Annotated in this window: 18 protein-coding genes; 3 read left to right on the forward strand and 15 right to left on the reverse strand. The window is 62.0% G+C overall.

The genetic code is table 11. The annotated features are described in order from the left end of the window. The first annotated feature begins 128 nt into the window (after positions 1–128). Both V6767_RS02915 and V6767_RS02920 read left to right on the forward strand, forming a co-directional pair. On the forward strand, positions 129–1,409 hold the full coding sequence (locus tag V6767_RS02915) for a 4-aminobutyrate--2-oxoglutarate transaminase (protein ID WP_448472045.1): 1,281 nt from the start codon (positions 129–131) through the stop codon (positions 1,407–1,409). Next, positions 1,406–2,857 carry an NAD-dependent succinate-semialdehyde dehydrogenase gene (locus V6767_RS02920; protein ID WP_448472046.1) on the forward strand — a complete coding sequence of 484 codons (1,452 nt, stop codon included), beginning with the start codon at positions 1,406–1,408 and terminating at the stop codon, positions 2,855–2,857. The genes V6767_RS02915 and V6767_RS02920 overlap by 4 nt, the downstream gene beginning before the upstream one ends. A gap of 83 nt (positions 2,858–2,940) precedes the next feature. Here the strand turns inward: V6767_RS02920 and V6767_RS02925 are convergent, their stop codons facing one another. The 15 genes from V6767_RS02925 to V6767_RS02995 all read right to left on the reverse strand — a co-directional run bounded on the left by V6767_RS02925 (position 2,941) and on the right by V6767_RS02995 (position 20,994). Then, on the reverse strand, positions 2,941–4,368 hold the full coding sequence (locus tag V6767_RS02925) for a gamma-aminobutyraldehyde dehydrogenase (RefSeq protein ID WP_448472123.1): 1,428 nt from the start codon (positions 4,366–4,368) through the stop codon (positions 2,941–2,943). A gap of 17 nt (positions 4,369–4,385) precedes the next feature. Further along, on the reverse strand, positions 4,386–5,195 hold the full coding sequence (locus V6767_RS02930) for an ABC transporter permease (RefSeq protein ID WP_448472047.1): 810 nt from the start codon (positions 5,193–5,195) through the stop codon (positions 4,386–4,388). After that, on the reverse strand, positions 5,185–6,132 hold the full coding sequence (locus tag V6767_RS02935; protein WP_448472048.1) for an ABC transporter permease: 948 nt from the start codon (positions 6,130–6,132) through the stop codon (positions 5,185–5,187). Before V6767_RS02935 ends, V6767_RS02930 begins: the two co-directional genes overlap by 11 nt. Continuing rightward, a complete protein-coding gene (locus tag V6767_RS02940) occupies positions 6,129–7,118 on the reverse strand; it encodes an ABC transporter ATP-binding protein (protein WP_448472049.1) in 990 nt (329 codons plus the stop codon). Before V6767_RS02940 ends, V6767_RS02935 begins: the two co-directional genes overlap by 4 nt. 120 nt (positions 7,119–7,238) lie before the next feature. Next, positions 7,239–8,396 (reverse strand): ABC transporter substrate-binding protein, encoded by a 1,158-nt coding sequence (locus V6767_RS02945; RefSeq protein WP_448472050.1) that lies wholly within the window; start codon positions 8,394–8,396, stop codon positions 7,239–7,241. A gap of 148 nt (positions 8,397–8,544) precedes the next feature. Then, the gene (locus V6767_RS02950; RefSeq protein WP_448472051.1) at positions 8,545–9,453 is read right to left on the reverse strand and encodes a LysR family transcriptional regulator; all 909 of its coding nucleotides are present in this window, start codon (positions 9,451–9,453) and stop codon (positions 8,545–8,547) included. 201 nt (positions 9,454–9,654) lie between these two features. Next, a complete protein-coding gene (locus V6767_RS02955; RefSeq protein WP_448472052.1) occupies positions 9,655–11,262 on the reverse strand; it encodes a GMC family oxidoreductase in 1,608 nt (535 codons plus the stop codon). Next, complete coding sequence (locus tag V6767_RS02960) at positions 11,259–12,776, reverse strand: FGGY-family carbohydrate kinase (RefSeq protein ID WP_448472053.1); 1,518 nt, start codon at positions 12,774–12,776, stop codon at positions 11,259–11,261. The genes V6767_RS02955 and V6767_RS02960 overlap by 4 nt, the downstream gene beginning before the upstream one ends. Then, positions 12,769–13,611, reverse strand: a complete 843-nt coding sequence (locus V6767_RS02965) for a class I fructose-bisphosphate aldolase (RefSeq protein WP_448472054.1) — start codon at positions 13,609–13,611, stop codon at positions 12,769–12,771. The genes V6767_RS02960 and V6767_RS02965 overlap by 8 nt, the downstream gene beginning before the upstream one ends. Continuing rightward, entirely contained in the window at positions 13,602–15,329 is a 1,728-nt protein-coding gene (locus V6767_RS02970; protein WP_448472055.1) for an FAD-dependent oxidoreductase, read from the reverse strand. The genes V6767_RS02965 and V6767_RS02970 overlap by 10 nt, the downstream gene beginning before the upstream one ends. A 58-nt stretch (positions 15,330–15,387) precedes the next feature. Then, a complete protein-coding gene (locus V6767_RS02975) occupies positions 15,388–16,383 on the reverse strand; it encodes an aldo/keto reductase (protein ID WP_448472056.1) in 996 nt (331 codons plus the stop codon). Further along, positions 16,373–17,353, reverse strand: a complete 981-nt coding sequence (locus tag V6767_RS02980) for a sugar-binding transcriptional regulator (RefSeq protein WP_448472057.1) — start codon at positions 17,351–17,353, stop codon at positions 16,373–16,375. Before V6767_RS02980 ends, V6767_RS02975 begins: the two co-directional genes overlap by 11 nt. 13 nt (positions 17,354–17,366) lie before the next feature. Next, positions 17,367–18,353 carry an ABC transporter permease gene (locus V6767_RS02985; protein ID WP_448472124.1) on the reverse strand — a complete coding sequence of 329 codons (987 nt, stop codon included), beginning with the start codon at positions 18,351–18,353 and terminating at the stop codon, positions 17,367–17,369. 23 nt (positions 18,354–18,376) lie between these two features. After that, positions 18,377–19,897, reverse strand: coding sequence for a sugar ABC transporter ATP-binding protein (locus V6767_RS02990; RefSeq protein WP_448472058.1), 1,521 nt, complete (start codon positions 19,895–19,897; stop codon positions 18,377–18,379). 83 nt (positions 19,898–19,980) lie between these two features. After that, positions 19,981–20,994: a substrate-binding domain-containing protein gene (locus V6767_RS02995; protein ID WP_448472059.1), complete on the reverse strand. Its 1,014-nt coding sequence runs from the start codon at positions 20,992–20,994 to the stop codon at positions 19,981–19,983. Between the two features lie 329 nt (positions 20,995–21,323). Between V6767_RS02995 and V6767_RS03000 the strand changes: the two genes are divergently transcribed. After that, a complete protein-coding gene (locus V6767_RS03000) occupies positions 21,324–23,126 on the forward strand; it encodes an acyl-CoA dehydrogenase (protein ID WP_448472060.1) in 1,803 nt (600 codons plus the stop codon). Positions 23,127–23,134: the final 8 nt, after the last annotated feature.

The following is a 23,134-nucleotide window of genomic DNA, read 5'->3' on the forward strand; positions in this document are numbered from 1 at the left end:
TTTTGCTTCGATATCAACTAACTCAATATCTTGCCTTCAGCAAGAAACAGACTTTTTTACCGATCGAAAGCCACATACGCTCCTGCCATTAAGACAGCGGCAAGGGCCGCCAAAACCAGGAGCAGCTCATGTTGAATTCGGATATCGCCACGCGGCGGGACGCGGCCATTTCGCGCGGCGTCGGCATGCAGACGCAGATTTATGTCGAGCGGGCGAAGAACGCCGAGGTCTTCGATGTCGAGGGCCGGCGCTATATCGACTTTGCGGCCGGCATCGCCGTGGTCAATACCGGACACTGCCATCCGAAGGTGATGGCGGCGGTGGAAGATCAGCTCAAGCGCTTCACCCACACCTGCCACCAGGTGCTGCCCTACGAGCATTACATCCGCCTTGCCGAGCGGCTGAATGCCGCCGTCCCCGGCGATTTCGACAAGAAGACCGTCTTCGTCACCACCGGCGCCGAAGCGGTTGAAAATGCCGTCAAGGTCGCCCGCGCCGCCACAGGCCGCTCCGCCGTCATCGCCTTCAATGGCGGGTTCCATGGCCGCACCTTCATGACGCTGTCGCTCACCGGCAAGGTCGCGCCCTACAAGACCGGCTTCGGGCCGATGATGCCGGATGTCTATCACATCCCCTACCCTGCCGAACTGCACGAGACCTCGGTTGAGGACAGCCTCAAGGCGCTGAAGTCCCTGTTCAAGACCGATCTGGACCCCGTCCGCGTCGCCGCCATCATCATCGAGCCCGTGCAGGGCGAAGGCGGCTTCTACCCAGCCCCTGCCGAACTGATGCGCGCCATTCGCGCCCTCTGCGACGAGCATGGCATCGTCATGATCGCCGACGAGGTGCAGACCGGCATCGGGCGCACCGGGCATCTGTTCGCGATGGAAGCCTATGATGTCGCCGCCGACCTGACGACCATCGCCAAGGGCATCGGCGGCGGCCTGCCGCTTGCCGCCGTCACCGGCCGGGCGTCGATGATGGATGCGGCAGGCCCCGGCGGGCTCGGCGGCACCTATGGCGGCAACCCGCTGTCGATTGCCGCCGCCAATGCGGTGCTCGACGTGATCGCGGAGGAAGACCTTCTGAACCGCGCCAACCGCCTCGGCTCTTACCTCAAGCAGCGGCTTGAGGCGATCCGCGCGACGACGCCCGAGATTGCCGAAATCCGAGGCCCCGGCTTCATGGTGGCCATCGAGTTCATGGCGGAAGATGGCGCGCCGAACCCGGACATGACCAATGCCGTTCGGCTGGAAGCCCAGAAGCGCGGCCTGATCCTTCTCACCTGCGGCGTCTACGGCAATGTCATCCGCTTCCTCGCCCCGCTGACGATCGAGGAAGAGGTCCTGGCGGAAGGCGTCGACATTCTCGAGGCATCGATTGCCGCCGTGAAGGAGCAGCAGGTATGAAGCTGAAAGACCCGTCCCTTCTGGAGCACCGCGCCTTTGTCAACGGCGCGTGGATCGACCGCGACAGCACCTTCGACGTGTTCAATCCCGCCTCGGGAGAGAAGATCGCCTCGATCACCGATCTTTCGGTCGATGATATCCGCGCCGCGATCGATGCCGCCCACGCTGCAAAGCCGTCATGGGCGGCGCTGACCGGCAAGGCGCGCGCCGCCTTCCTGCGCAAATGGTATGAGCTGATGGTCGAGAACGCCGATGATCTGGCGACCATCCTGACGGCGGAAATGGGCAAGCCGTGGCCGGAAGCGCGCGGCGAAATTCTCTACGGCGCAAGCTTCATCGAATGGTTTGGCGAAGAGGCAAAGCGCGTCTATGGCGACACCATACCGGGCCACCAGCCCGACAAGCGCATCATCGTGATGAAGCAGCCGGTCGGCGTCGTCGGCGCGATCACGCCGTGGAACTTTCCCAATGCGATGATCGCCCGCAAGGTCGCCCCCGCCCTTGCCGCCGGCTGCACCTTCGTCGCCCGGCCCGCCGAACTGACGCCGCTCTCGGCGCTTGCCATGGCCAAGCTTGCCGAGCGCGCCGGCATTCCCGCCGGTGTCTTCAATGTCATCCCCTGCGCGGATGCCGCTGCCGCCGGCGAAGAGCTTTGCGCCAACGAGAAAATCGCCAAGATCACCTTCACCGGGTCGACCCGCGTCGGCCGCATCCTGATGCGGCAATGCGCCGATACGATCAAGAAGATGTCGCTTGAGCTTGGCGGCAACGCCCCGTTCATCGTGTTCGACGACGCCGATCTCGATGCCGCGGTCGAGGGCGCGATGATCGCCAAATACCGTAATAACGGCCAGACCTGCGTCTGCGCCAACCGCATCTATGTCCAGGCCGGCGTCTACGACGCCTTTGCCGAGAAGCTGAAGGCGAAGGTGCTGGCGCTGAAGGTCGGAGACGGATTTGAAGACGGCGTCAACGTCGGCCCGCTGATCAGCACGCAGGCGCTCGCAAAGGTCGAGGACCATATCGCCGATGCGCTGAGCCATGGCGCGAGCGTGATCGCGGGCGGCAAACACTCAAATCTCGGCGCAACCTTCTTCGAGCCGACCGTCATGACCGGCGTTACGCAGGCAATGAAGGTCGCGCATGAAGAAACCTTCGGCCCCGTGGCGCCGCTCATTCGCTTCGAACACGAGGACGAGGTGATCGCCATGGCCAATGACAGCGAGTTCGGCCTCGCCGGCTATTTCTACGCCCGCGACCTTGCCCGCGTGTTCCGCGTGGCCGAAGCGCTTGAAACCGGCATGGTCGGCATCAATACCGGACTGATTTCGACCGAGGTCGCCCCTTTCGGCGGCGTCAAGCAGTCCGGCCTTGGCCGCGAGGGCTCGAAATACGGGATCGAGGACTATCTGGAGATCAAATATCTCTGCCTCGGCGGGGTTTCGTAACCCGACGCCTCCGCTTTCCGCAATATCTCCGATCTCCCCGGCATAAAGGGGAGATCGGGGCTTCAGTCTGGCTTTGTCGCGGTCTAACCGTGGCTGATCATTACATGGCGGACGACCGTGTAGTCTTCCAGCGCATATTGCGACATATCCTTGCCGTAGCCGGATTGTTTCAGCCCGCCATGGGGCATTTCATTGCACAGCATGAAATGGGTGTTGACCCAGGTGCAGCCATAGCGAAGCGCCGCCGAAGCCGCCATCGCCTTGCCGACATCCTTCGTCCAGACCGATGAGGCCAGACCGTAATTGGAATCATTGGCCCAGCCGATCACATCGTCTTCGGCGGAAAACGGCGTCACCGAGACGACGGGACCGAACACCTCGCGGCGGACGATCTCATCATCCTGATTGGCATTGGCGACCACTGTCGGCTGATAGAAGAAGCCGGGGCCTTCCGGCACGGCGCCACCCGTCGCCAGTTCGATATGCCCGGTATCGAGCGCGCGCTGGACGAAGCTTGCCACCCGGTCGCGCTGGCGTTCGGAAATCAGCGGGCCGATCTCGTTTTTGGTATCGTCGGGATCATTGTAGCGAATGGTCGATACCGCGCTCGACAGATCGGCGACGAGCCTGTCGTAGATCGACTTTTCCGCATAGACGCGGCAGGCGGCGGTGCAATCCTGCCCGGCATTATAATAGCCGAATGTGCGGATGCCTTCGACCACCGCCTCGATATCGGCGTCGCCATAGACGATGACCGGCGCCTTGCCGCCCAGTTCCAGATGGGTGCGTTTCACCGTCTTGGCCGCGGCCTGCAGGATCTTGCGGCCGGTGGCGATATCGCCCGTGATCGACACCATGTGCACGCCGGAATGGTTGATCAGCCCGTTGCCGACGGTCTCGCCGCGCCCGAGCACGACATTGACCACGCCCTCCGGCAGGATCTCGGCCATTACCTTTGCCAGCTTCAGCGCCGTCAGCGGGGTCTGCTCGGAGGGTTTGAACACCACCGTATTGCCCCCGGCAAGGGCAGGCGCCAGCTTCCAGGCCATCATCATCAACGGATAGTTCCACGGCGCAATCGAGCCGATGACGCCGACGGGGTCGCGCCGGATCATCGAGGTGAAGCCATCCAGATATTCGCCGGCGATCATGCCCTGCTGGGTGCGGATCGCACCGGCAAAGAAGCGGTAGCAATCGACGATCGCCGGGATCTCGTCCTGAAGCACGGCGTTGATCGGCTTGCCGCAATTGAGCGCCTCGAGCGCGGCGAAGCTTTCCGCCTCCTGCTCGATCCTGTCCGCGATCGCCAGCAGATAGGCGGATCGCGTTGCCGGCGTCGTGCGCGACCAGCCGGCAAAGGCTCTGGTCGCAGCGCCAACGGCCCGGTCGATCTGGTCGGCGGATGCTTCCGGCAATTCGGCGATCAGTTCTCCGGTCTTGGGGTTGAGGACGGTTTCGCTCTGCTCCTCCCCGTTCACAAGGTCGGCGCCGATCAGCATTTGTTTTTCCATGTCGAAGCTCCGTTGGTTCATTTGCCGCTCCCGCCGATGTCCTCGGCGCCGCGGGTCAGGTAATAGGCAAGAAGGATCGGGAAGAAGGTGACCAGCACGACAACCATGGCCACCACATTGGTGACCGGCCGTTCGCGCGGGCGGATTAGCTCCTCCAGCATCCAGATCGGCAGGGTCTGCTGCTGGCCCGCGGTAAAGGTGGTAACGATCACCTCATCGAAGGAGAGCGCGAAGGCCAGCATCCCGCCGGCCAGAAGCGCCGTTGCGATATGCGGCAGCACCACGTGCCAGAAGGTGGCGAAACCGTCCGCGCCGAGATCCATTGACGCCTCGATCAGCGATGACGATGTGCGGCGGAACCGGGCGACGGCGTTGTTGTAGACCGTCACCACGCAAAAGGTGGCGTGGCCGATGACGATGGTCCAGATCGAGAAGGGAATGCCCGCCTCGCCGAAGGCTGTGCGCAAGGCAATACCCGTCACGATGCCCGGCAATGCGATCGGCAGGATGACCAGCAGCGAAATGCTCTCGCGGCCGAAGAACCGCGTGCGCGAGACGGCGGCCGCCGCCAGTGTGCCGAGCACGAGCGCAACGCCCGTGGCGACGGCGGCGACGCGCAGCGACAGGCCAAGCGCCGCCCAGACATCGGGACGGTTCCAGGTGGCGGCAAACCACTTCAGCGTCAGCCCCGGCGGCGGCCACTGATAGGAGCGTTCCTCCGTCGTGAAGGCATAGACGAAGATCAGCAGGATCGGAAGATGCAGGAACAGAAGCCCGCCAAAGGCCGCGAGCCTGAGCATCAGGGGGCTGCGAACATCAGAGTGCATTGAACGCCCCCGCTTTCTTGGCCAGCGTCAGATAGATGACCATGATGACGATCGGCACCACCGAGAAGGCTGCGGCCAACGGCACATTACCGGCGGTGCCCTGCTGCACATAGACCGCCTGGCCGATGAACAGCCGCGACGGGCCGACAATCTGCGGAATGATGTAATCGCCGAGCGTCAGCGAGAATGTGAAGATCGAGCCGGCGACGGCGCCGGGCAGCGCCAGCGGCAGGATCACATGGCGAAAGGTCGTGCCGCCGCTGGCGCCGAGATCGGCCGAGGCCTCGATCAGGTTCATCGGCACGCGCTCCAGCGCCGCCTGCATCGGCAGGATCATGTAGGGCAGCCAGATATAGACAAACACGATAAAGGTGCCGAGAAAGCTCACCGACAGCGAGGAGCCGCCAACCGCCGGCAACGCCAGAAGACCGTCGAGAAGAAAGGTCAGATGCAGCTTCGAAAGCACCCAGGTGAGGATTCCCTCCTTGGCGAGAATGAGCTTCCAGGCATAGACCTTGACCAGATAGGACGACCACAGCGGCAGCATGGCGCCCAGATAAAACAGCGCCTTGGCCTTTCCCCTGGCGTAGCGGGCGGCGTAATAGGCGATCGGGAAGGCAATCACGGCACTTGCCAGCGTGACGCTTGCCGCCATAACAAGGGTGCGCAGAATGATATCGGCATTGGCCGGGCGCAAAAGCTCCAGATAGGATTTCAGCGTGAACTGGTGGATGACCAGGCCGGAAAACTCGTCGATCGAAAAGAAGCTTTGCGCCAGAAGGTTGAGCAGCGCGCCGATATAGACGACGCCGAGCCACAGAAGCGGCGGCAAAAGCAGGGCGGCGGCAAGCAGGCCCGGACGCCGCCAGAACAGATCGCCGGCGGCAATACGCAGCTTTGCGGGGTGTGCCCGCCTGCCGAGACCATCAGCGATCATGACGCCAGCACCCACATGTCATCCTTGCGCCAGTGCACGGCAAGCTGTTCGCCTGAAACCGACGCGTCGGCGGAAACGGCGGCATGCAGCCTCTCGCCCTCGACCTCCATTGCAAGCCGCTTGGTCGCGCCGAAATAATTCACGGTCAGAAGCCGCGCCGTCGCGGTGATCTCGTCCGCGCCCGTCCCCTCGCCAAGCTGGATCTTTTCCGGCCTGAGGCTGACGGCATGGTCGCCCGCCCCATGGCGTGCGGCAAAGCCCGGCGACAGCACGTTGGACGAACCGACGAAATCGGCAACGAAACGGGTCTTCGGCCGGTTGTAGATGTCTTCAGGCGTGCCGGCCTGTACGATCTTGCCCTTGTTGAACACCGCCACCCGATCCGCCATGGACAGCGCTTCGCCCTGATCATGGGTGACGAAGACGAACGAGATGCCGAGCTGCTTTTGAAGAAGCCGCAACTCCTCCTGCATCTGCTCCCTGAGTTTCAGGTCGAGCGCGCCGAGCGGCTCGTCGAGCAACAGCACCTTGGGCCGGTTGACCAGCGCCCGCGCAAGAGCGACGCGCTGGCGCTGACCGCCGGAAAGCTCCGACGGCTTGCGCCCGCCCATGTCGGGCAGCTTGACCATCGCCAGCGCCTTTTCGGCCTCCCGGTAGCGTTCCGGCCGCGCGACACCGCGCACCATCAGACCGTAGGCGACGTTGTCGCGAACGCTCATGTGCGGAAACAGCGCGTAGTCCTGAAACACGGTATTGACGTCCCGCCGCCATGGCGGCACGGCGGCGATATCCTCGCCGAACAGCGACAGCCGCCCCGCGCTCGGCTTTTCAAAGCCGGCAATCATGCGCAGGCAGGTTGTCTTGCCGGAGCCCGACGGCCCGAGCAGGGCAAAAAACTCCCCTGCCCCCACCGCCAGATCGACGCCGTCAACGGCGCGAACCGAGCCGAAAACCCGGCTGACATTTTCAAGTTCGATGGCATTCATAAGTTTGATCATCCGCTTGGCGACCGCCGGCGGCACGCATCATGCCGCCGGCAATGGCACGGGTTTGCCCGGCCATTGGTTGCTGAGGGTAAGGCGCGTTTCAGCTTCGCGAGAAGCGGCCTACCGGCCGCCCAGCACCGCGATATAATCAGAGACCCAGCGGTAATAGGGAACGCAGCTTTCCTGGCTTTCGCACTTGGTGACCGGGGTGCGCCAGAATTTGATCTTGTCGAAATCGTCAAATCCGTTGGTGGAGCAGCCTTCATCGGTCAACAGTTCATTGCCCTTGCAGGCCGCCGGCACCACCGGGTTGGAGCCGAACCAGGCCGCGACATCGCCCTGAACCTTGGGCGACAGCGAATGCTCCATCCACATATAGGCGCAATTGGGATGAGCCGCATCCGCGTGAAGCATCGTCGTATCCGCCCAGCCGGTCGCGCCTTCCTTCGGGATCACCGAGGCAACGGGCTGTTCCTCATAGGCAAGCATGTTGACCTGGAACGGCCATGAGCCGGACGCAACAACGCCCTCATTCTTGAAATCGTCCATCTGCACATAGGCATCGTGCCAGTAGCGGGTGACGAGATCGCGCTGCTGGCGCAGCAGATCGAGGGCGGCGGCATACTGGTCCTCGTTCAGCTCGTAGGGATCCTTGATGCCGAGTTCGGGCTTGTGGCTCATCAGATAGTTGGCGGCATCGGCGATATGGATCGGCCCGTCATAGGCCTCGACGCGCCCCTTGTTGGACTGTCCGTCTGGCAGGGTCATTTCCTCGAAAACGACGTTCCAGCTGTCCGGCGGCGTGGTGAACACATCGGTGTTGTACATCAGCACGTTCGGACCCCACTGGTAGGGAACGCCGTAATGGACGCCATCGACCGTGAACCAGGCCGCATCCTTCAGCCGGTCATCGAGCGTGGCCCAGCCCTTGATCAGATCGGTGTTGATGGGCTGAACCCTGTTTCCCGCGATCAACCGCAGCGAGGCGTCGCCGGAGGCGGTCACGAGGTCGAAACCGCCCTCGTTCATCAGCGCCACCATTTCATCGGAGGTCGCGGCGGTCTTGACGTTGACCTTGCAGCCGGTCTCCTCTTCGAAAGCGCTGACCCAGTCATAGGCGGCATCGGTTTCGCCGCTCTCGATATAGCCGGCCCAGGCGACGATATCGACTTCGCCCTCACCGGGTCCGATTTCGGTTTTCATATCGGCGGAAAAGGCGGGCATAGTGGCGCCGAAGACCAGCGTCAGCGCGGTTGAAAGGCACAACAATTTTCTCATCAATGTTCCCCTTTTTGGATCGCAGCCGTTTTCGGCCTGTCCGCGAAACTGTATCGGGAAACTTCGCTTTCACAATTTCTTTTATCTCTCCCGTGATTTCGATTTTTCCGAATTCACTGCGGAAACCACTGAAAGGATTTCAAATTTTCTATCGTAGTCTGGGGATGCGCTGCGCCTGGGCGAGTTCAATAAAGTGTTTGAGCGGCTCCGAGAGCGACAGGCCGCGCCGCCAGATCATCCCGACATGGACAGCCGGCAGGCTCGCGGAGATATCGCGCACCTCGATCCGGTCGCCTTCCAGCGACCATGGCCGGTAGATCATGTCCGGCAGGATCGCCACGCCGGCGCCGGTGGCGACGAGGCTGCGCACGGCCTCTACCGAACGGGTGCGAAACGCGACCCGCGGTCGCGCGCCGAAGGCCGCGAGCAACTTGCGGGTCGCCTCCTCGATTTCGTCGACCGTCAGCATGATCAGCGGCTCCTCGACGATATCGGCCATGGTAATCGACTCGCGCCCGACCAGCGGGTGTCCGCTCGGCAGCCAGAGACTGAAGGGCGACATTTCCAGCGCCTGCGAACGCAGCGCCTGCTGGTCCCTGAGATTGTTGATGAACATCACCGCCACATCGACCTCGCCGCCGACCAGAAGATGCTCGAGATAGCTGCCGTCATCCTCCATCGTGGTCACCGTGACGGCGGGAAAGGCGCGGCGATAGCGGGAGAGAAGATCGGAAAGAACATAACCGGCGACCAGCGAGGTCACGCCCAGATGAAGCGTGCCGGTGGTCTCGGCGGCCGCCGCATCGAACACCGTGCGCGCCTCGGCGACATCGGACAGGATTTTCGTCGCATGCCGGAGAAACTGGTGACCCTGCTGGGTGATGGTCAACCCGCGCGAATGGCGCTCGAACAGGCTGACCCCCAGATCACGCTCCAGCTCCTTGACCGCCCCCGTGATCGAGGATTGCGAGACCGACATGACATGGGCCGCGCCCGAAACCGTGCCCTGTTCGGCCACGGCAACAAAATACTGCAACTGTCTGAACGTAAATGCCACGGCCCCGCCATCTCACCATTGATCCGCTTCAGCAAAGAAGAAAACGCAGCTCGCGGCAAGCGTCTTTTAGTCTGGGCACATCCGCCGCGCGGCATAGGCATCGGGGCACGATAGCCACACCGGTTACCGCGACAGGCCGCGGCTGGCCAGTCTAGCCCCCGTTTGGCCCACCTGTAGAAAACGACCCGATCCAGCCCGCGCTCAGGAACGGGAGCCCTTCCTGATCATATCCGCAGCCTTTTCGGCGATCATCACCACGGGCGAGGCGGTGTTGCCGGATACGATTTTGGGCATGATCGAGGCATCGACGATCCGCAGACCATCAAGCCCCCTGAAACGCAATTGCGGATCGACGACGGCCTCGTCGTCGACGCCCATGCGGCAGGTTCCGACCGGATGGAAGATCGTGGTTGCGATTTTGCCGGCCGCCGACAGCAGGGCGTCATCGCCCTCGACCGCCGGCCCGGGGAGAATTTCTTCCGGGGCATAAGGCTTCAGCGCCTTCGCCGTCATGATCGTGCGGGCCTGCCTGATGGAGGCGACCGCAATGTCCCTGTCCCTTGCTGCGGAGAGATAGTTCAGCCGTATTTCGGGATGAGCCTTGGCGTCAGCGGTGGTGATGTGGCTGGCGCCGACGCTTTCGGGCCTCAGATTGCAGACCGAAACCGTGATCGCGGGGAAAGCGTGCAGCGGTTCCCCCAGCCTTTCAGTCGAAAGCGGCTGGACGTGATATTCGAGGTCGGGCATTTCCAGCGACGGATCGGATTTCGTGAACATGCCGAACTGGCTGGGCGCCATCGACATGGGGCCCGATCGCTTCAGCCCGTATTCGAGCGCGATCGCCGCCTTGCCGTATAGAGAGTGCACCATGGTGTTGAGGGTCTTTGCGTTCTTCACCTTGTAGACCGTGCGGATCTGCAAATGGTCCTGCAGGTTCTCTCCCACGCCCCGTCTTGAAAAACAGGTATCTATCCCGACCGCAGAAAGCCGCTCCGGGTCGCCAACGCCCGAGAGTTCGAGGATCTTCGGCGAGTTGATCGCCCCGGCGCAAAGCAGGACTTCGGCGTTTGCACGGGCCGTGAAGGTCGCGCCCTTGTGGTGAAACCGGACGCCCGTCACCCGCCGGCCCTCGATGATCAGCCGTTCGGTCTCGGCGTGGGTGACAAGGCGCAGGTTTGGCCGTTTCAGGGCGGGCCGGAGGAAGCCCTTGGCCGTGTTCCAGCGCACGCCGCTCTTCTGGTTCACCTCGAAGAAACCGCTGCCCTCATTGCTGCCATCGTTGAAATCGGGGCGCGGCATGATGCCGAACTCCTTCGCGCCCTCCTGAAAGGCTTTCAGAATTTCCCAGCGCCCGCGCTGCCGGGCGACTTTCCATTCGCCACCGCTGCCATGCATCGCGCTTTTGCCCGCATGATGATCTTCGGATTTCAGGAAATAGGGCAGAACATCATCCCACGCCCAGCCGACATTACCGAGCTGACGCCAGTGATCGTAATCGGCGGACTGGCCGCGCATGTAGATCATGCCGTTCACCGAAGAGCAGCCGCCCAGTACCTTGCCGCGCGGATAGACCAGGCTGCGCCCGTTGAGACCCGGTTCGGCGGCGGTCTTCATCATCCAGTCGGTGCGCGGATTGCCGATGCAATAGAGGTAACCGACGGGTATATGGACCCAGTGATAATTGTCCGAGCCGCCGGCCTCCAGCAGCAGAACGCGGCAGGCCGGGTTCTCGGTCAGCCGGTTGGCGAGAACGCAGCCCGCCGTCCCCGCCCCGACGATGATGTAATCATAGCTGCCCTCAAGTTTCATCCATCGGTCTCCGAAGCCGCCAGATCACGCCACACCGGATCCATGGCCCGCATTGCCCGACGCCATATTTCATAGCGCCGGTCATAATGGGCGCGCATGTACGGATCGGGCTCGAAAGTGCAGGCAGGCCGGGTCATGCCGGCCACCGCCGCCGCCTCATCTTGATGGATGCCGACGCCGACGGAGGCGGCGATCACCGCGCCCAGCGCGCCGGTTTCGCGCGCCTGCGCCACGGTGACCGGGACGCCGAGCCCATCGGCGAACATTGCCGGCCAGTGCGGGGACCGCGCCCCGCCGCCCGCAAGCGCCGCCCTGTCGAAGGTGACCCCGGCTTCGGCCAGCACCTCGATATGGCGGCGATGCTCGAACATCACGCCCTCGTAGAGCGCGCGCAGCAGATGCCCTTCGCCATGCCAGCCGGCCAGCCCGAAAAAGCCCCCGCGCTGATGCGCGCCCAAGCGGCCGCCATACAGAAAGGGGTGAAACATCGGGTCTTCAGGTCCCGGCGTCACGCTGCCGACGGCCTCATTGGCGAAACCGAAGGGATCGTTGTGATGGCCGCCGCGCTCTACGAAGGACCTCACATACCATTCAAGATTGGCCGCCGATGTGGCGCTGTTTTCCATGTTGGCAAACCGGTTGCGGCCATAGGCCGAGACCATGAAAACGCGATCGTCACGCACCGGGGCATCGGAAAAGACCTGGTTGATCGACCAGCTTCCAACGATAATCGAGGCCGCGCCGCTGCCGACCGCGCCAGAGCCGAGCGCGGAGGCCACCACATCGAAATAGCCGGCGACCACCGGCGTGCCCTCGGCAAGTCCGGTCGCCTCCGCCGCCGCTCTGGTTACAGTGCCGACAATGCTGGTCGGCTCGACAAGCTCTGGCAACAGGCCTTCGGCGTCTTCAAGACCGTAGAGCGCAAGCAACTCGCTATCGTAGTCGGCCTCGGGCAAACGAAGCAGGCCGGCGCCCGACATATCCGAGATCTCGATGGCCTTTTTCCCGGTCAGATGCCAGCCGATGACATCCTTGGCAAAAAGCAGCGTCCCCGCCCGAGCATAAATCTCCGGGCGGTTGGCCTTGAGCCATGCAAGCAGCGTCGGGGTTTGCGATGGCCATGGCCGCTGAAGGCAGATGGCGTGAAGCGCATCGCCTCTGGCGGCGTCCAGTTCACCGGCAAGGGCTGCCGCCCTGGTGTCGAGCGACTGTATGCCAATCAGCGCTTCATCGTCCCTGTCCAGCAGATAGAGCCCGTTTCCGTGCCCTGCCATGCCGATGGCGGCGATTGCGGATGGCGGGCAGCCGCCGGCCTCAAGGCAGCCCCTGATTGCGACGCGGGCATTGTCCCACAGCTCGGCGACGGATCGTTCGACCATGCCGGGCGCCGGCGAGCAGGTTGCGCCATCGATGGCGTGAGCGGCGATCTGCCGCCCCTCGAGATCGAACAGCACCGCCTTGATCACGGTGTTGCCGGCATCCAGCCCCAGCAGATATCTTGCCTGATCAGCCACGATTATAGAGGTCCCACGCTTCATCGCCGCCGGCGCCGTCATGGATGATCGCCATCAGGGCCGCAACCACCGCCTTCGGATTGTCATGCTGATAGATGTTGCGGCCATAGACCATGCCCTTTGCGCCTTGCGCTATCAAGGCCGCGGATTTGGCGAGCACCGCCTTCAGATCCTCCTTGCCGCCGCCGCGCACCAGCACCGGCACGCGCGCCGCCTCGACCACGCGATGAAAATCCTCCGGGTTTTCGGTCGGATCGGCCTTGATGATGTCGGCGCCCATCTCGCTTGCGAGCCGCACCAGCGTCACGATCTTCTCGGCGTCGCCATCGACCTGATAGCCGCCGTGCACGTCATTCGGCAGCATCACCAGAGGCTCGATCATCAGCGGCATGCCGTATTTGTGGCAGGTAGCGCGCACGCGCGCGATGTTTTCGACGCATTGGCGGAAAAGCTCGGGCTCGTCAGGCAGCATGAACAGGTTGACCACCACGCAGGCGGCATCCATTTCCAGCGCGCCGATGATCGGCTCGTCCGCATTCTGCAGCATCGACCACATCACCCGATGGCGCTGGTCGTTATAGGGATTGCCCATGTCGATGCGCATCACCAGCGCCGGCTTGTCCTTTTCCGGCCGGCCCTGCAACAGGTCAGCGGGGCCATAGGCCATCTGGATCGCGTCAGGCTTCGCCTTGATCAGGCTGTCGACAACGCCGGCCATGTCCTCAAGGCCGACCAGGAAGCTCGGCTCGTTGCAGACCCCGTGGTCGATGGCGACATCCAGGCATCCGCCATTGGTGAACAATCGATTCATGCGGGCTTTCGTGCTTAGACGCATTGCGGGCTCCTTGTCTCTGCTCTCTGTTTCAGAATTTCCGGCGGAACCCCGTGATAGTCCCGCAACTCTTCGATGACCGCCTGACATTCGCGCGCCCTGCGGGCGTCATCCCAGCCAAGCTCATGCGCCATGACAGCCGCGATCGCCTCGATCTGTTCGCGGTCAATCCTGCCGGTGATGGCGAGCGAGGTCCGGCGCAGGATGATATCGGACAGGTGCTCGACATGCTCTTCGGCGGTGATCAAGGCGATTTCCGCCGCCGTGAGCTCAAGTCCCGCGATCGGCGTATCATCCGGGCAGGTCGCCAGCGCCGGCAACAGCGCCCGCGCCCGCGTTCCGTAAGCGTCTGCCATATGCGTTGCGCGCGCCTGGCTGATGCCGAAGGTGTCCATCAGCTCGCCGACCAGCAATTCGGGCTTTGCCGGGTAATCGCGGCCGCCGCCGATCGGCAGCGCCTCGGTGCTTGTGACCCGAGCCCGCCCGAGTTCCCTGAGCACGGCATTGGCGGTCTGCTCCGAAAATGCCCTGAACGATGTCCATTTGCCGCCGACCATGCAGAATTGCGGCACGGGTCCGCCCATGCGGTGCACCTTGTGATCGCGCGAGATTCGTCCGGTGAAATCGTGGTCGCTGACCGGCAGTGGTCGGATGCCGCTATAGCTGAACACCACGTCGCTCTTGTGAATGGCGATTTCGGGAAACACCAGCTTCAGAGAGCCGAGTATGTACTCAAGCTCCTCATCCTCGCAGCGCGTGCGGCCGGCATGCTGCACCCTGATATCCGTCGAGCCGGCAAGCACCTTGCCCAGATAGGGAAAGACGATGCAGACGCGGCCATCCGTGTTCTCGAAGTAGATCATGTGACCGTTGAGCGCTGAAAGCAGCCGGTCATTGTCGATGATCAGGTGCGACCCCTTGGTGCCGGAGACCAGCGGCCCACCCCCTTCCCCGCGCGGCGCGATCTGGGCGTTCACCTCATCAAGCCAGGCGCCGGAGGCGTTGACGATGACGCGGGTGGATATCGCGTAGCTGTCGCCGGTCTCCCTGTCCGTCACCGCGTAACCACCGCCCTGAGGGCTGATCTCGGCATAATTGAGCGCAATCGAAGCCGGGGCGGCGCGCTCCGTATCCAGCACCAGCTCCACACCCAGCCGTTCGGGATAGGATATCCAGGCGTCGTAATAGGTGGCCGAGCAACAGAGCCTGCCGGTGAGCTCCGGCCAGTTCTTGCGGGTCTTCGCAGCACCCCGGAATGTGTGTTTCGGCAGCCTGCTTCGCCCGCGCGTGATCATGTCATAGAGGGTCAGGCCGAGTTTGATCGGCAGTGCGCCCCGGCTCGACGGCTTGCCCGATCCGCCGAACAGGCTTGCCGCCGAATTGAACAGGCCGGACACATAGGAGGTGATCGGGATGGTGGTCGGCAGCGGCCGGACCATATGCGGCGCATTGGCAAGCAGGGCGTCGCGCTCGGCAAGGGATTCGCGCACCAGGTCGAATTCGCCGTTTTCCAGATAGCGAAGACCGCCATGGATCATGCGCGAGGGAGCGGCGCTGCAGCCGGAGCAGAAGTCGTTGCGCTCGACCAGCAGCACGCGAAGACCCTGCAGCGAAAGGTCCCGGAAAACCCCCAGACCATTGATGCCGCCGCCGATCACAACGGCGTCGAAGACGCCGTTTTCGGCCAGTTTCTCAAAGCTTTTCGCTCTTTGCGCAGACATAGGGGCTCCGTGCGCCGGAGTGGGCTCCGGCGTTTTCAAATTCCAGCATTGCGGTCGGTTAACCGTCCAGTTCGCTCAGATGGGTCGTAACGGCGCTGCTGATCGTCTTCTTTTCCTCCTCAGAAAGCCTGAGCCGACCCGCCGCGGCGTTCTCGCGCGCCTGCTGGGCATTTCTGGCGCCGCACAGCGAAAAGGTGATGCCCGGCTGGGCCAGCGTCCATGCGATCACCACCTGCGCCAGACTGGCGTCGTGAGCGCTGGCGACCGGTTCGATCCTGTCCATCAGGGCGGCGACCTTCCGCCGGTTTTCGAGCGAGAAACGGGGATTGTCCTTGCGCTGGTCATCGCCGCTGAACGTCCGCTCGGGGCCGATCTTTCCGCTCAGAAGGCCGAGCGCCAGCGAGGAATAGCTCAGCACCGAAACGCCGTTTTCTACGCAGACCGGAAGCAGCGTGGTTTCGATATCCCGCTTGACCATGCTGTATTCTTCCTGGATCGCGTCGAGTTCGCCCGACGCCAGATAGGCTGCGATATCCTCCGCAGAGGTATTGCTGGCGCCGATCGAGCGGATCTTGCCTTGCCGTTTCAACTGCTCCAGCGTCTCCATCGTCTCATCGACGGGCGTTGTCGGATCCTGCCAGTGGGTGATGTAGTGATCGATATAATCCGTCTTGAGACGCTTCAGGCTCTGCTCGATTTCGTAGACGATCGAATCCTTGCCGAGATAGCGATGAACGGGTTGTCCGTTGTAATCGAAGAAGTGATTGCCCTTCTGCATATGCCAGATCAGACCGCATTTGGTCGCCAGCACCACCTTGTCGCGCCGTCCGGCAAGCGCCTTGCCGACGATCTCTTCGGCGAGGCCCTGACCATAGGCGGGCGCAGTATCGATCAACGTGATGCCCTCATCGAGGGCGGCGTGAATGGCCTCGATCGAGCGCGCCTCGTCCGTGCCGCCCCACATCCAGCCGCCGATTGCCCAGGTGCCGAGACCGACCACGGAGGCCTCGATGCCGGAGTGTCCGATCGGGCGCTTTGCCATTTCATGCGACATTTTTAGACCTTTCCATTTCTGCAAGGACCGCATTCACGGTCCCCTCATCCAGGATCAGCGAATCCAGGTATTTTCCGTTCAGAACCGTCTGGATCGGGCGAACCTTGTGCGGGCCGGAGGCGACGCCGATCACCGTCCGGCAACCCGAAATCTCCGAGGGCGCGACGGCCACCAGCCGCGAGTTCAGTTCGTAATTCGCAAGGCTTCCGCCCTCCAGGATCAGATGGGCCATGAACTCCGCCGACACGCCGAGCCCGACCATCATCTTCCGATCTTCTTCCGGGACCGGGTTCAGATCGTAATAGCTCGATCCGCTCGGCTCGATGGAGCCGATGCCCGTCAGCGCAAGATTGGCCGCGCGCGCCAGATCGAACACCTCGCGCACGGAAGACATCTCCTTGAGCATTTCGCACTGCGCCCGGCTTTCGGCGAAAAGCGGCGCATGCACCATCAGCGCCCTGCCCCCGAGCCGTTCGGCAAGCCTTGAGGCCAGATTGTTGACGTCGGTATAGAACTTGCCCTGAACGCCGCCCGTCAGCGGCACCACGGTGACATCGAAACTGCGGTCGGCGACCAGATTGTCGACCGTCGCGCTGACGGCCTTGCCGCCGGTAATGGCAATGACGTCGCCGTCGCGGACATTTTCGAGGATGACGCTGGCCGCGGCCTTGCCGACCTGCTGCAGATTGGTTTCAGCATTCGCCGACACCGTCGGCGTGATCACCGCCGAACTGAGAGACGTCGCCTGCACCAGCGTGGCTTCAAGCTCCATAAGCCGCTGATAGGGCGTCTCGATATCGATCCGGACCATGCCGAGCCTGCGCCCCTGGGCGATCAGCCGGTTGACCTTGGAATGCGACAGGTTGAGCCGCTGCGCGATCTCCGACTGTTTCATCCCCTCCAGGAAATGCAGCACGAGCACGGTGTGCATCTGACGGGCAGTTTCAAAATCGAGATTGTGGTCGAGCATGTCCGTGCCCCTTCTATCCGCGCACTTTGTGGAGGTAATGGTCGATCGAAACCGCCGACAGCAGGATCGAGCCGCGTATGATATCCTGCCAGTAGACCGATACGTCCAAGAGCGCCAGCGAACTGGAAACCACCGAAAGCAGGACCGTGCCGAGGATCGCGCCGAAAATCGTGCCAGAGCCGCCGCTGAGGCTTGCCCCGCCAATGACGGCGGCGGCAATCACATTGAGTTCCATCCCGATGCCGAAGGTCGGCTGGGCCGAGCCGAAGCGCGCCATGTAGATGACGCCGGCGACCCCGCAAAGCGCCGAACACAGCGTGGTCGTGGAGAAGATCACCCGCTTGGTGCGAATGCCGGAATAGGCGGCCGCCTTCTCGTTGCTGCCGGTGTAGAACACCTTGCGGAAAAGCGTGGTCCGGCGCAGCGCGAAGTCGAATGCGACGACGACGACCAGAAAGATGACGATCACCAGCGGCACCGGTCCGATCGTACCCTGGCCGATGAACTTGAACTCCGGCGGCAGGGTATAGAGCCCGAGCGGGCGCCCGCCGGTCGCCAGCAGGCATATGCCGCGCGCGATCACCATCACCGCCAGCGACACGATGAAGTGATGAAGCCCGACGCGCGTGACGAAAAAGCCCATGAAAGCGCCGATGCCGGCACAGGCCGCGATCGATATCGCCGATGCGACCCAGGGATCGACCCCATGGAGATAAAGCCAGCCGCCGATCACCATGGCCAGCGCCGTTACCGAGCCCACGGAAAGATCGATGCCGCCCGAGATCAGCAGGATGGTCATGCCCACCACCACGATGCCCTCCACGGCAAAGGCCATGGCCATCGCCCTCATATTCACCCAGGTCAGGAAATAGGGCGAGGCAAACGACATCACGACAAACAAAATGAGAATGATCGCGATCAGACCGGTCTCGCGCATTCTGAACAATCTTTTCAGCGGGCTTGTGCCGCCGCGTCCCGGCTTTGGCGCTGACATTTCCATAGCAGTGTCCACCTTCCCCTCCCTCAGGCAGTCTGTTCTTGACGATCAAGCACGGATGCCAGATGCATGATGTTTTCTTCGGTCATCGCATCACCCGTGACCTCGCCGCTGATACGGCCTTCGCGCACCACAAGGATACGGTCCGAGATACCGATCAGCTCCGGCAGTTCGGACGAGATCGCCACGATGCCGACGCCGGCCCGCGCCAGATCGCGCAGAATGCGATGAATTTCGGACTTGGCGCCGACATCCACGCCGCGCGTCGGCTCATCCAGAAAGATCAGCTTCGGATTGACCGACAGCATCTTGGCGAGCGCCACCTTCTGCTGATTACCGCCCGATAGCGACGAAACCGGATCGCCGAGACGGCCATATTTGAGGTTGAGCGTGCGACCGAGCCGTTCGGCCAGTTCCCGTTCCTTTCCGCCGCTGATCAGCCCGCCGACACCGGAGACCTGGTCGAGATCAAGCGCTGCAACATTCTCCGCGATCGACATATCGAGAAAAACGCCGTCGCCCTTGCGGTCCTCGCTCAGATAGACCATGCCGGCGGCAATGCTGTCGGCATATTCGGCGAGCGCGAGCTTCTGGCCGTTCAGCCATACTTCGCCGGTTACGTCCCCTTCGAGACGACAGATACCCTTGACGATCTCGCTGCGCCCGGAGCCGATAAGCCCGGCGAAACCAAGGATTTCACCTTTCTTCAGTTCGAAGGATATATCGTGGAAGCGTCGGGCCTCGTTCAGCCCGTCGACCTTGAGGATAATTTCTTCGGATCGCTCCGCGGCAGACTGTTTTTCCGGGTAGAGCTTGTCGATCACCCGCCCGACCATGGCGTTGACCACATCGCCCGGCTCGATATCGGCGACATTGTAGGTGACGATATACTGGCCGTCGCGAAACACCGAAACACGATCACAATTGTCGAAGATTTCGGCCATGCGGTGCGAGATATAGATGATCGATATCCCGCGATCGGCGAGACGCCGCATGATCGCAAACAATATCTGCGCCTCGGTCTCCGTCAGCGCCGCGGTCGGCTCGTCCAGGATCAGCACCCGGCAATCCAGCGTCAGGGCCTTGGCGATTTCGACCAGTTGCTGGCTGGAGATCGACAGATCGCGCACCAGCGTGGCGGGATCGATGTCGGCCAGTTCCTCAAGAACAATCTTCGCCTTCTTCCGCAGAGCATTATAGTCCATCAGAAAGGACCGGCTCACATTGGTGGCGGCCATGAAAATGTTTTCCGCGACCGAGACGTCTGGACACAGTGCAATCTCCTGATGCACCAGGCCGATGCCGAGCTCTTGCGCCACCGCCGGAGACGATATCCGAACCGCCTCGCCGCCGAGAATGATCTCGCCGCTGTCAGGCTGCAGAATGCCGTCGATCACGTTCATCAGGGTCGACTTGCCCGCGCCGTTTTCGCCGGCAAGCGCATGGATTTCGCCCCTGCGCAGCTCGAAATCCACGCCCTTCAATGCCCGGATCGCTCCGAAGGATTTGCTCACATTGGCAATTTTCAGGATCACGTCGTCGATCATGGCGAGCGCCCTTCATCTCGGATTGCAATTGCTGCGAACGGTGGCGGCCACCGCCACCGCTCATGATACCCCGGTTTAGGGGCTCAGTCCGTGTCGCGACCTTCCATATATGCGTTGAGGTCGAAACTGTCGGCGTTCTCCTTGGTGATGACGGCGAAGCCGTTGTCGGCAAAGGGAATCTGGAACGGGTTGTAGCCCGAGACCTTGTAGTCGTTGAACGGATCGAACACGTCACTGTGCACGGCGAAGAACGTCGCCAGGAAGCCGAGAAAGCCCTGCATGCCCTGATTCGGGCTCAGCGCCATGTGAATATTGCCGGCCTTGATCTGCTCAAGCGTCGCCGGCGTGATATCGGCGTGCATGATCAGCACGTCAGCGCCGGCTTCATTGACGGCCGCGACCGCGCCCTCCGCCGAACCCGCTTCCGGGATCCACATCGCACCGAGATTGGGGTTGGCCTGGAGAATGGACGCCGTCGCCCGATAGGCGGCATTGCTGTCCTGATTGGTCGTCTGCCGACCGACCAGCTTCATGTCCGGATAGTGGTCTTCCATGTAGGAAATCAGCGCCGTGACGCGAAGATCGTGGTTGGATTGGCCCGGATTTTCCAGAACCGCATATTCCCCGCTTTCGCCGATCTGGCTGACGATCTCCTCCGCCGCGAACTTGGCTTCGGCCAGATTGTCGGAGGTGATGTAGGACGTCCGCTTGGAATTCGGCGAGTCGGCGGCAAATGTCACCACGGCGACCCCGCTGTCGATGGCCTGGTTGATCGGCTCGATAAAGGGATCGGCCTGCATCGGATGCAGCAGAATGCCCGCCGGCTGTTTCACCAGATCCTGCTCGAACGAGGCGATCTGCTTGGTGATGTCGTAATCCGGCGTTCCGGAAAACACTGTCTCGCAGCCGAAGGCGTCAGCCGCCTGCTTGAACCCCTCATAGACCGGCACCCAGTAAGGATGCGCCGAAACCATGACATTCATGACATAGGTTTCACCCGGCTCGCATTTGATTGTATCGGCTAGAGCCGGCGCTGTGCCGGAGACAAAAGCTGCAAGCGCCAGAGATGTCACCGCGCCGCCCAAAGTAAGTTTCATCATTTCCTCCTCCCAGAAGACCATGATCCAAGATCATCGGTACGCAAAAGGTACCGCACGAAATTAATCTCACATAACGCAATTTATTGCGCATGAGGACGTTAGGCGGCCGGCGGTTATGCTGTCAACAAACTTTGATATTTTTCTTATAGAGTGAAATATATTTCATAAAGCCAGTCCCATGGGCAGCGTTCATGGCCTATGCGCTTTTAAACGGCGTCGTTAGACTGACACCTCTCTCCATGATTAAATCAGTACATAAAAACAAAATTATTGCTTTGTGATGCTGTCTGCTTTATTTCTCCGGCCTTAAACAGCGGGAGGAACGCATGTCGGAGATTGTGCAGCGCAGGGATATTGATTTTGTTCTGTTTGAGATGCTCGGCCTCGAGGACCTGTTCGGGCACGACCATTTCGCCGCGCATGACCGCGAAACGGTCAGCGCGGTTCTGGATACCGCCGAAGCGATCGCGGAAGATCATTTCCTGCCCCTGGCGCCGGTTCTGGATGCTGAGGAGCCGCAATTCGTCGACGGAAAAGTTGTCATGCCGCGGGAGGCCGCGGCGGCTTTGGCGACCTATGCCGATGCGGGCCTGTTCGGCATGAGCTTCAGCGAGCAAGATGGCGGGCTGCAACTGCCCTATGTCATCTCTGTGCTTGCCAACGGGATATTCGCCGCGGCCAATGTCAGTCTCGCCAATTACGCAAATCTGACAATTGCAAATGCCAACCTGCTGAGCGTATTCTGCACGCCTGAACAGAAGGCCAAATATCTGCCCGCGATGCTCGATGGCAGCTGTTTTGGCACCATGTGCCTTTCCGAGCCGCAGGCGGGCTCGTCCCTGTCCGACATCACGACCAAGGCCACGCCGCGCGCCGACGAGCTCTATAACATCTCGGGAAGCAAGATGTGGATTTCGGGCGGCGACCACGAACTTTCCGACAACATCCTTCATCTGGTGCTGGCGAAAATTCCCGGCGGCCCTGCGGGCGTGAAGGGCATATCGCTTTTCATGGTGCCGCGTTATCGGATCGGCGAGGACGGCGCAAAAGGCGCGTGGAACAATGTGTCTCTGGCGGGCCTCAATCACAAGATGGGCCAGCGCGGCTGCGTCAATTGCCTGCTGAATTTCGGGGAGGGCGGCGATTGCGTCGGCGAGATCGTCGGCGAGCCGGGTAAGGGCCTCGCCTACATGTTCCACATGATGAATGAGGCGCGCATTTTCGTCGGGCAGTCGGCCGCCATGCTGGGCCTGGCGGGCTATCTGCATTCCCTGCGCTATGCCAAAGAGCGCGCGCAAGGCCGGCATCCGCACAACAAGAATCCGCTGGAACCGCAGGTGCCGATTATCGAACATGCCGACGTCAGGCGCATGCTGATCGCGCAAAAGGCTTCCGTCGAGGGTGCGATCGCGCTGATCGCCTATTCGGCCATGCTGATCGACCGGCAGAAAGTGACGGAGGACCATGACGAAAAGGCCGAACTGGGCTTGCTGCTCGATATTCTGACGCCGGTGGTCAAGAGCTGGCCGTCCGAGTTCTGCCTTGAAGCCAACAAGCTCGCCATTCAGATCCTGGGCGGCTATGGCTATACGCGCGACTATCCGGTGGAGCGGATTTATCGCGACAACCGCCTCAACCCGATCCATGAGGGAACCCATGGCATTCAGGCTATCGATCTCCTGGGGCGCAAGGTCAGGATGCAGGATGGCGCCGCATTGAAGTCGCTTGCCGGGCATATCCGCAATACCATTGCCGAGGCCCGCGACGCGGGTGGACTGGACGCGGAGGCAGCAGCGCTGGAGCGCGCGCTGGCGGTGGCGGTCGAGGTGACGGAGGGCGTGGTATCGGCCAGCGACGTCAATCTCAGCCTCGCCAACGCCACGATCTATCTGGATGCCTTCGGCCATGTCGTTATCGCCTGGATCTGGCTCTGGCAGGCCGTTGTGGCGGCAAGAGCGCTGCCGGCAGCCAGCGAGGCCGACGCCGCATTCTACCGGGGCAAGACATCGACCTGCCGGTATTTCTTCCGATACGAATTGCCGAAGGTTTTCGCGCAGTTCGAACTGGTGGCCGCACTGGACGACACCTGTTTCAACTTTGATCCGGAGCAGTTCGGCGCGGTTGCCTAAAACGGCCC

Source organism: Martelella sp. FLE1502, assembly GCF_053484255.1.

Excerpts from the sequence above, each read along its gene's own strand:
- V6767_RS02915 (WP_448472045.1), top strand. The coding sequence starts at position 129 with ATGTTGAATTCGGATATCGCCACGCGGCGGGACGCGGCCATTTCGCGC.
- V6767_RS02920 (WP_448472046.1), top strand. The coding sequence starts at position 1,406 with ATGAAGCTGAAAGACCCGTCCCTTCTGGAGCACCGCGCCTTTGTCAAC.
- V6767_RS02925 (WP_448472123.1), bottom strand. The coding sequence starts at position 4,368 with ATGGAAAAACAAATGCTGATCGGCGCCGACCTTGTGAACGGGGAGGAG.
- V6767_RS02930 (WP_448472047.1), bottom strand. The coding sequence starts at position 5,195 with ATGCACTCTGATGTTCGCAGCCCCCTGATGCTCAGGCTCGCGGCCTTT.
- V6767_RS02935 (WP_448472048.1), bottom strand. The coding sequence starts at position 6,132 with ATGATCGCTGATGGTCTCGGCAGGCGGGCACACCCCGCAAAGCTGCGT.
- V6767_RS02940 (WP_448472049.1), bottom strand. The coding sequence starts at position 7,118 with ATGAATGCCATCGAACTTGAAAATGTCAGCCGGGTTTTCGGCTCGGTT.
- V6767_RS02945 (WP_448472050.1), bottom strand. The coding sequence starts at position 8,396 with ATGAGAAAATTGTTGTGCCTTTCAACCGCGCTGACGCTGGTCTTCGGC.
- V6767_RS02955 (WP_448472052.1), bottom strand. The coding sequence starts at position 11,262 with ATGAAACTTGAGGGCAGCTATGATTACATCATCGTCGGGGCGGGGACG.
- V6767_RS02965 (WP_448472054.1), bottom strand. The coding sequence starts at position 13,611 with ATGCGTCTAAGCACGAAAGCCCGCATGAATCGATTGTTCACCAATGGC.
- V6767_RS02970 (WP_448472055.1), bottom strand. The coding sequence starts at position 15,329 with ATGTCTGCGCAAAGAGCGAAAAGCTTTGAGAAACTGGCCGAAAACGGC.
- V6767_RS02975 (WP_448472056.1), bottom strand. The coding sequence starts at position 16,383 with ATGTCGCATGAAATGGCAAAGCGCCCGATCGGACACTCCGGCATCGAG.
- V6767_RS02980 (WP_448472057.1), bottom strand. The coding sequence starts at position 17,353 with ATGCTCGACCACAATCTCGATTTTGAAACTGCCCGTCAGATGCACACC.
- V6767_RS02985 (WP_448472124.1), bottom strand. The coding sequence starts at position 18,353 with ATGGAAATGTCAGCGCCAAAGCCGGGACGCGGCGGCACAAGCCCGCTG.
- V6767_RS02990 (WP_448472058.1), bottom strand. The coding sequence starts at position 19,897 with ATGATCGACGACGTGATCCTGAAAATTGCCAATGTGAGCAAATCCTTC.
- V6767_RS02995 (WP_448472059.1), bottom strand. The coding sequence starts at position 20,994 with ATGAAACTTACTTTGGGCGGCGCGGTGACATCTCTGGCGCTTGCAGCT.
- V6767_RS03000 (WP_448472060.1), top strand. The coding sequence starts at position 21,324 with ATGTCGGAGATTGTGCAGCGCAGGGATATTGATTTTGTTCTGTTTGAG.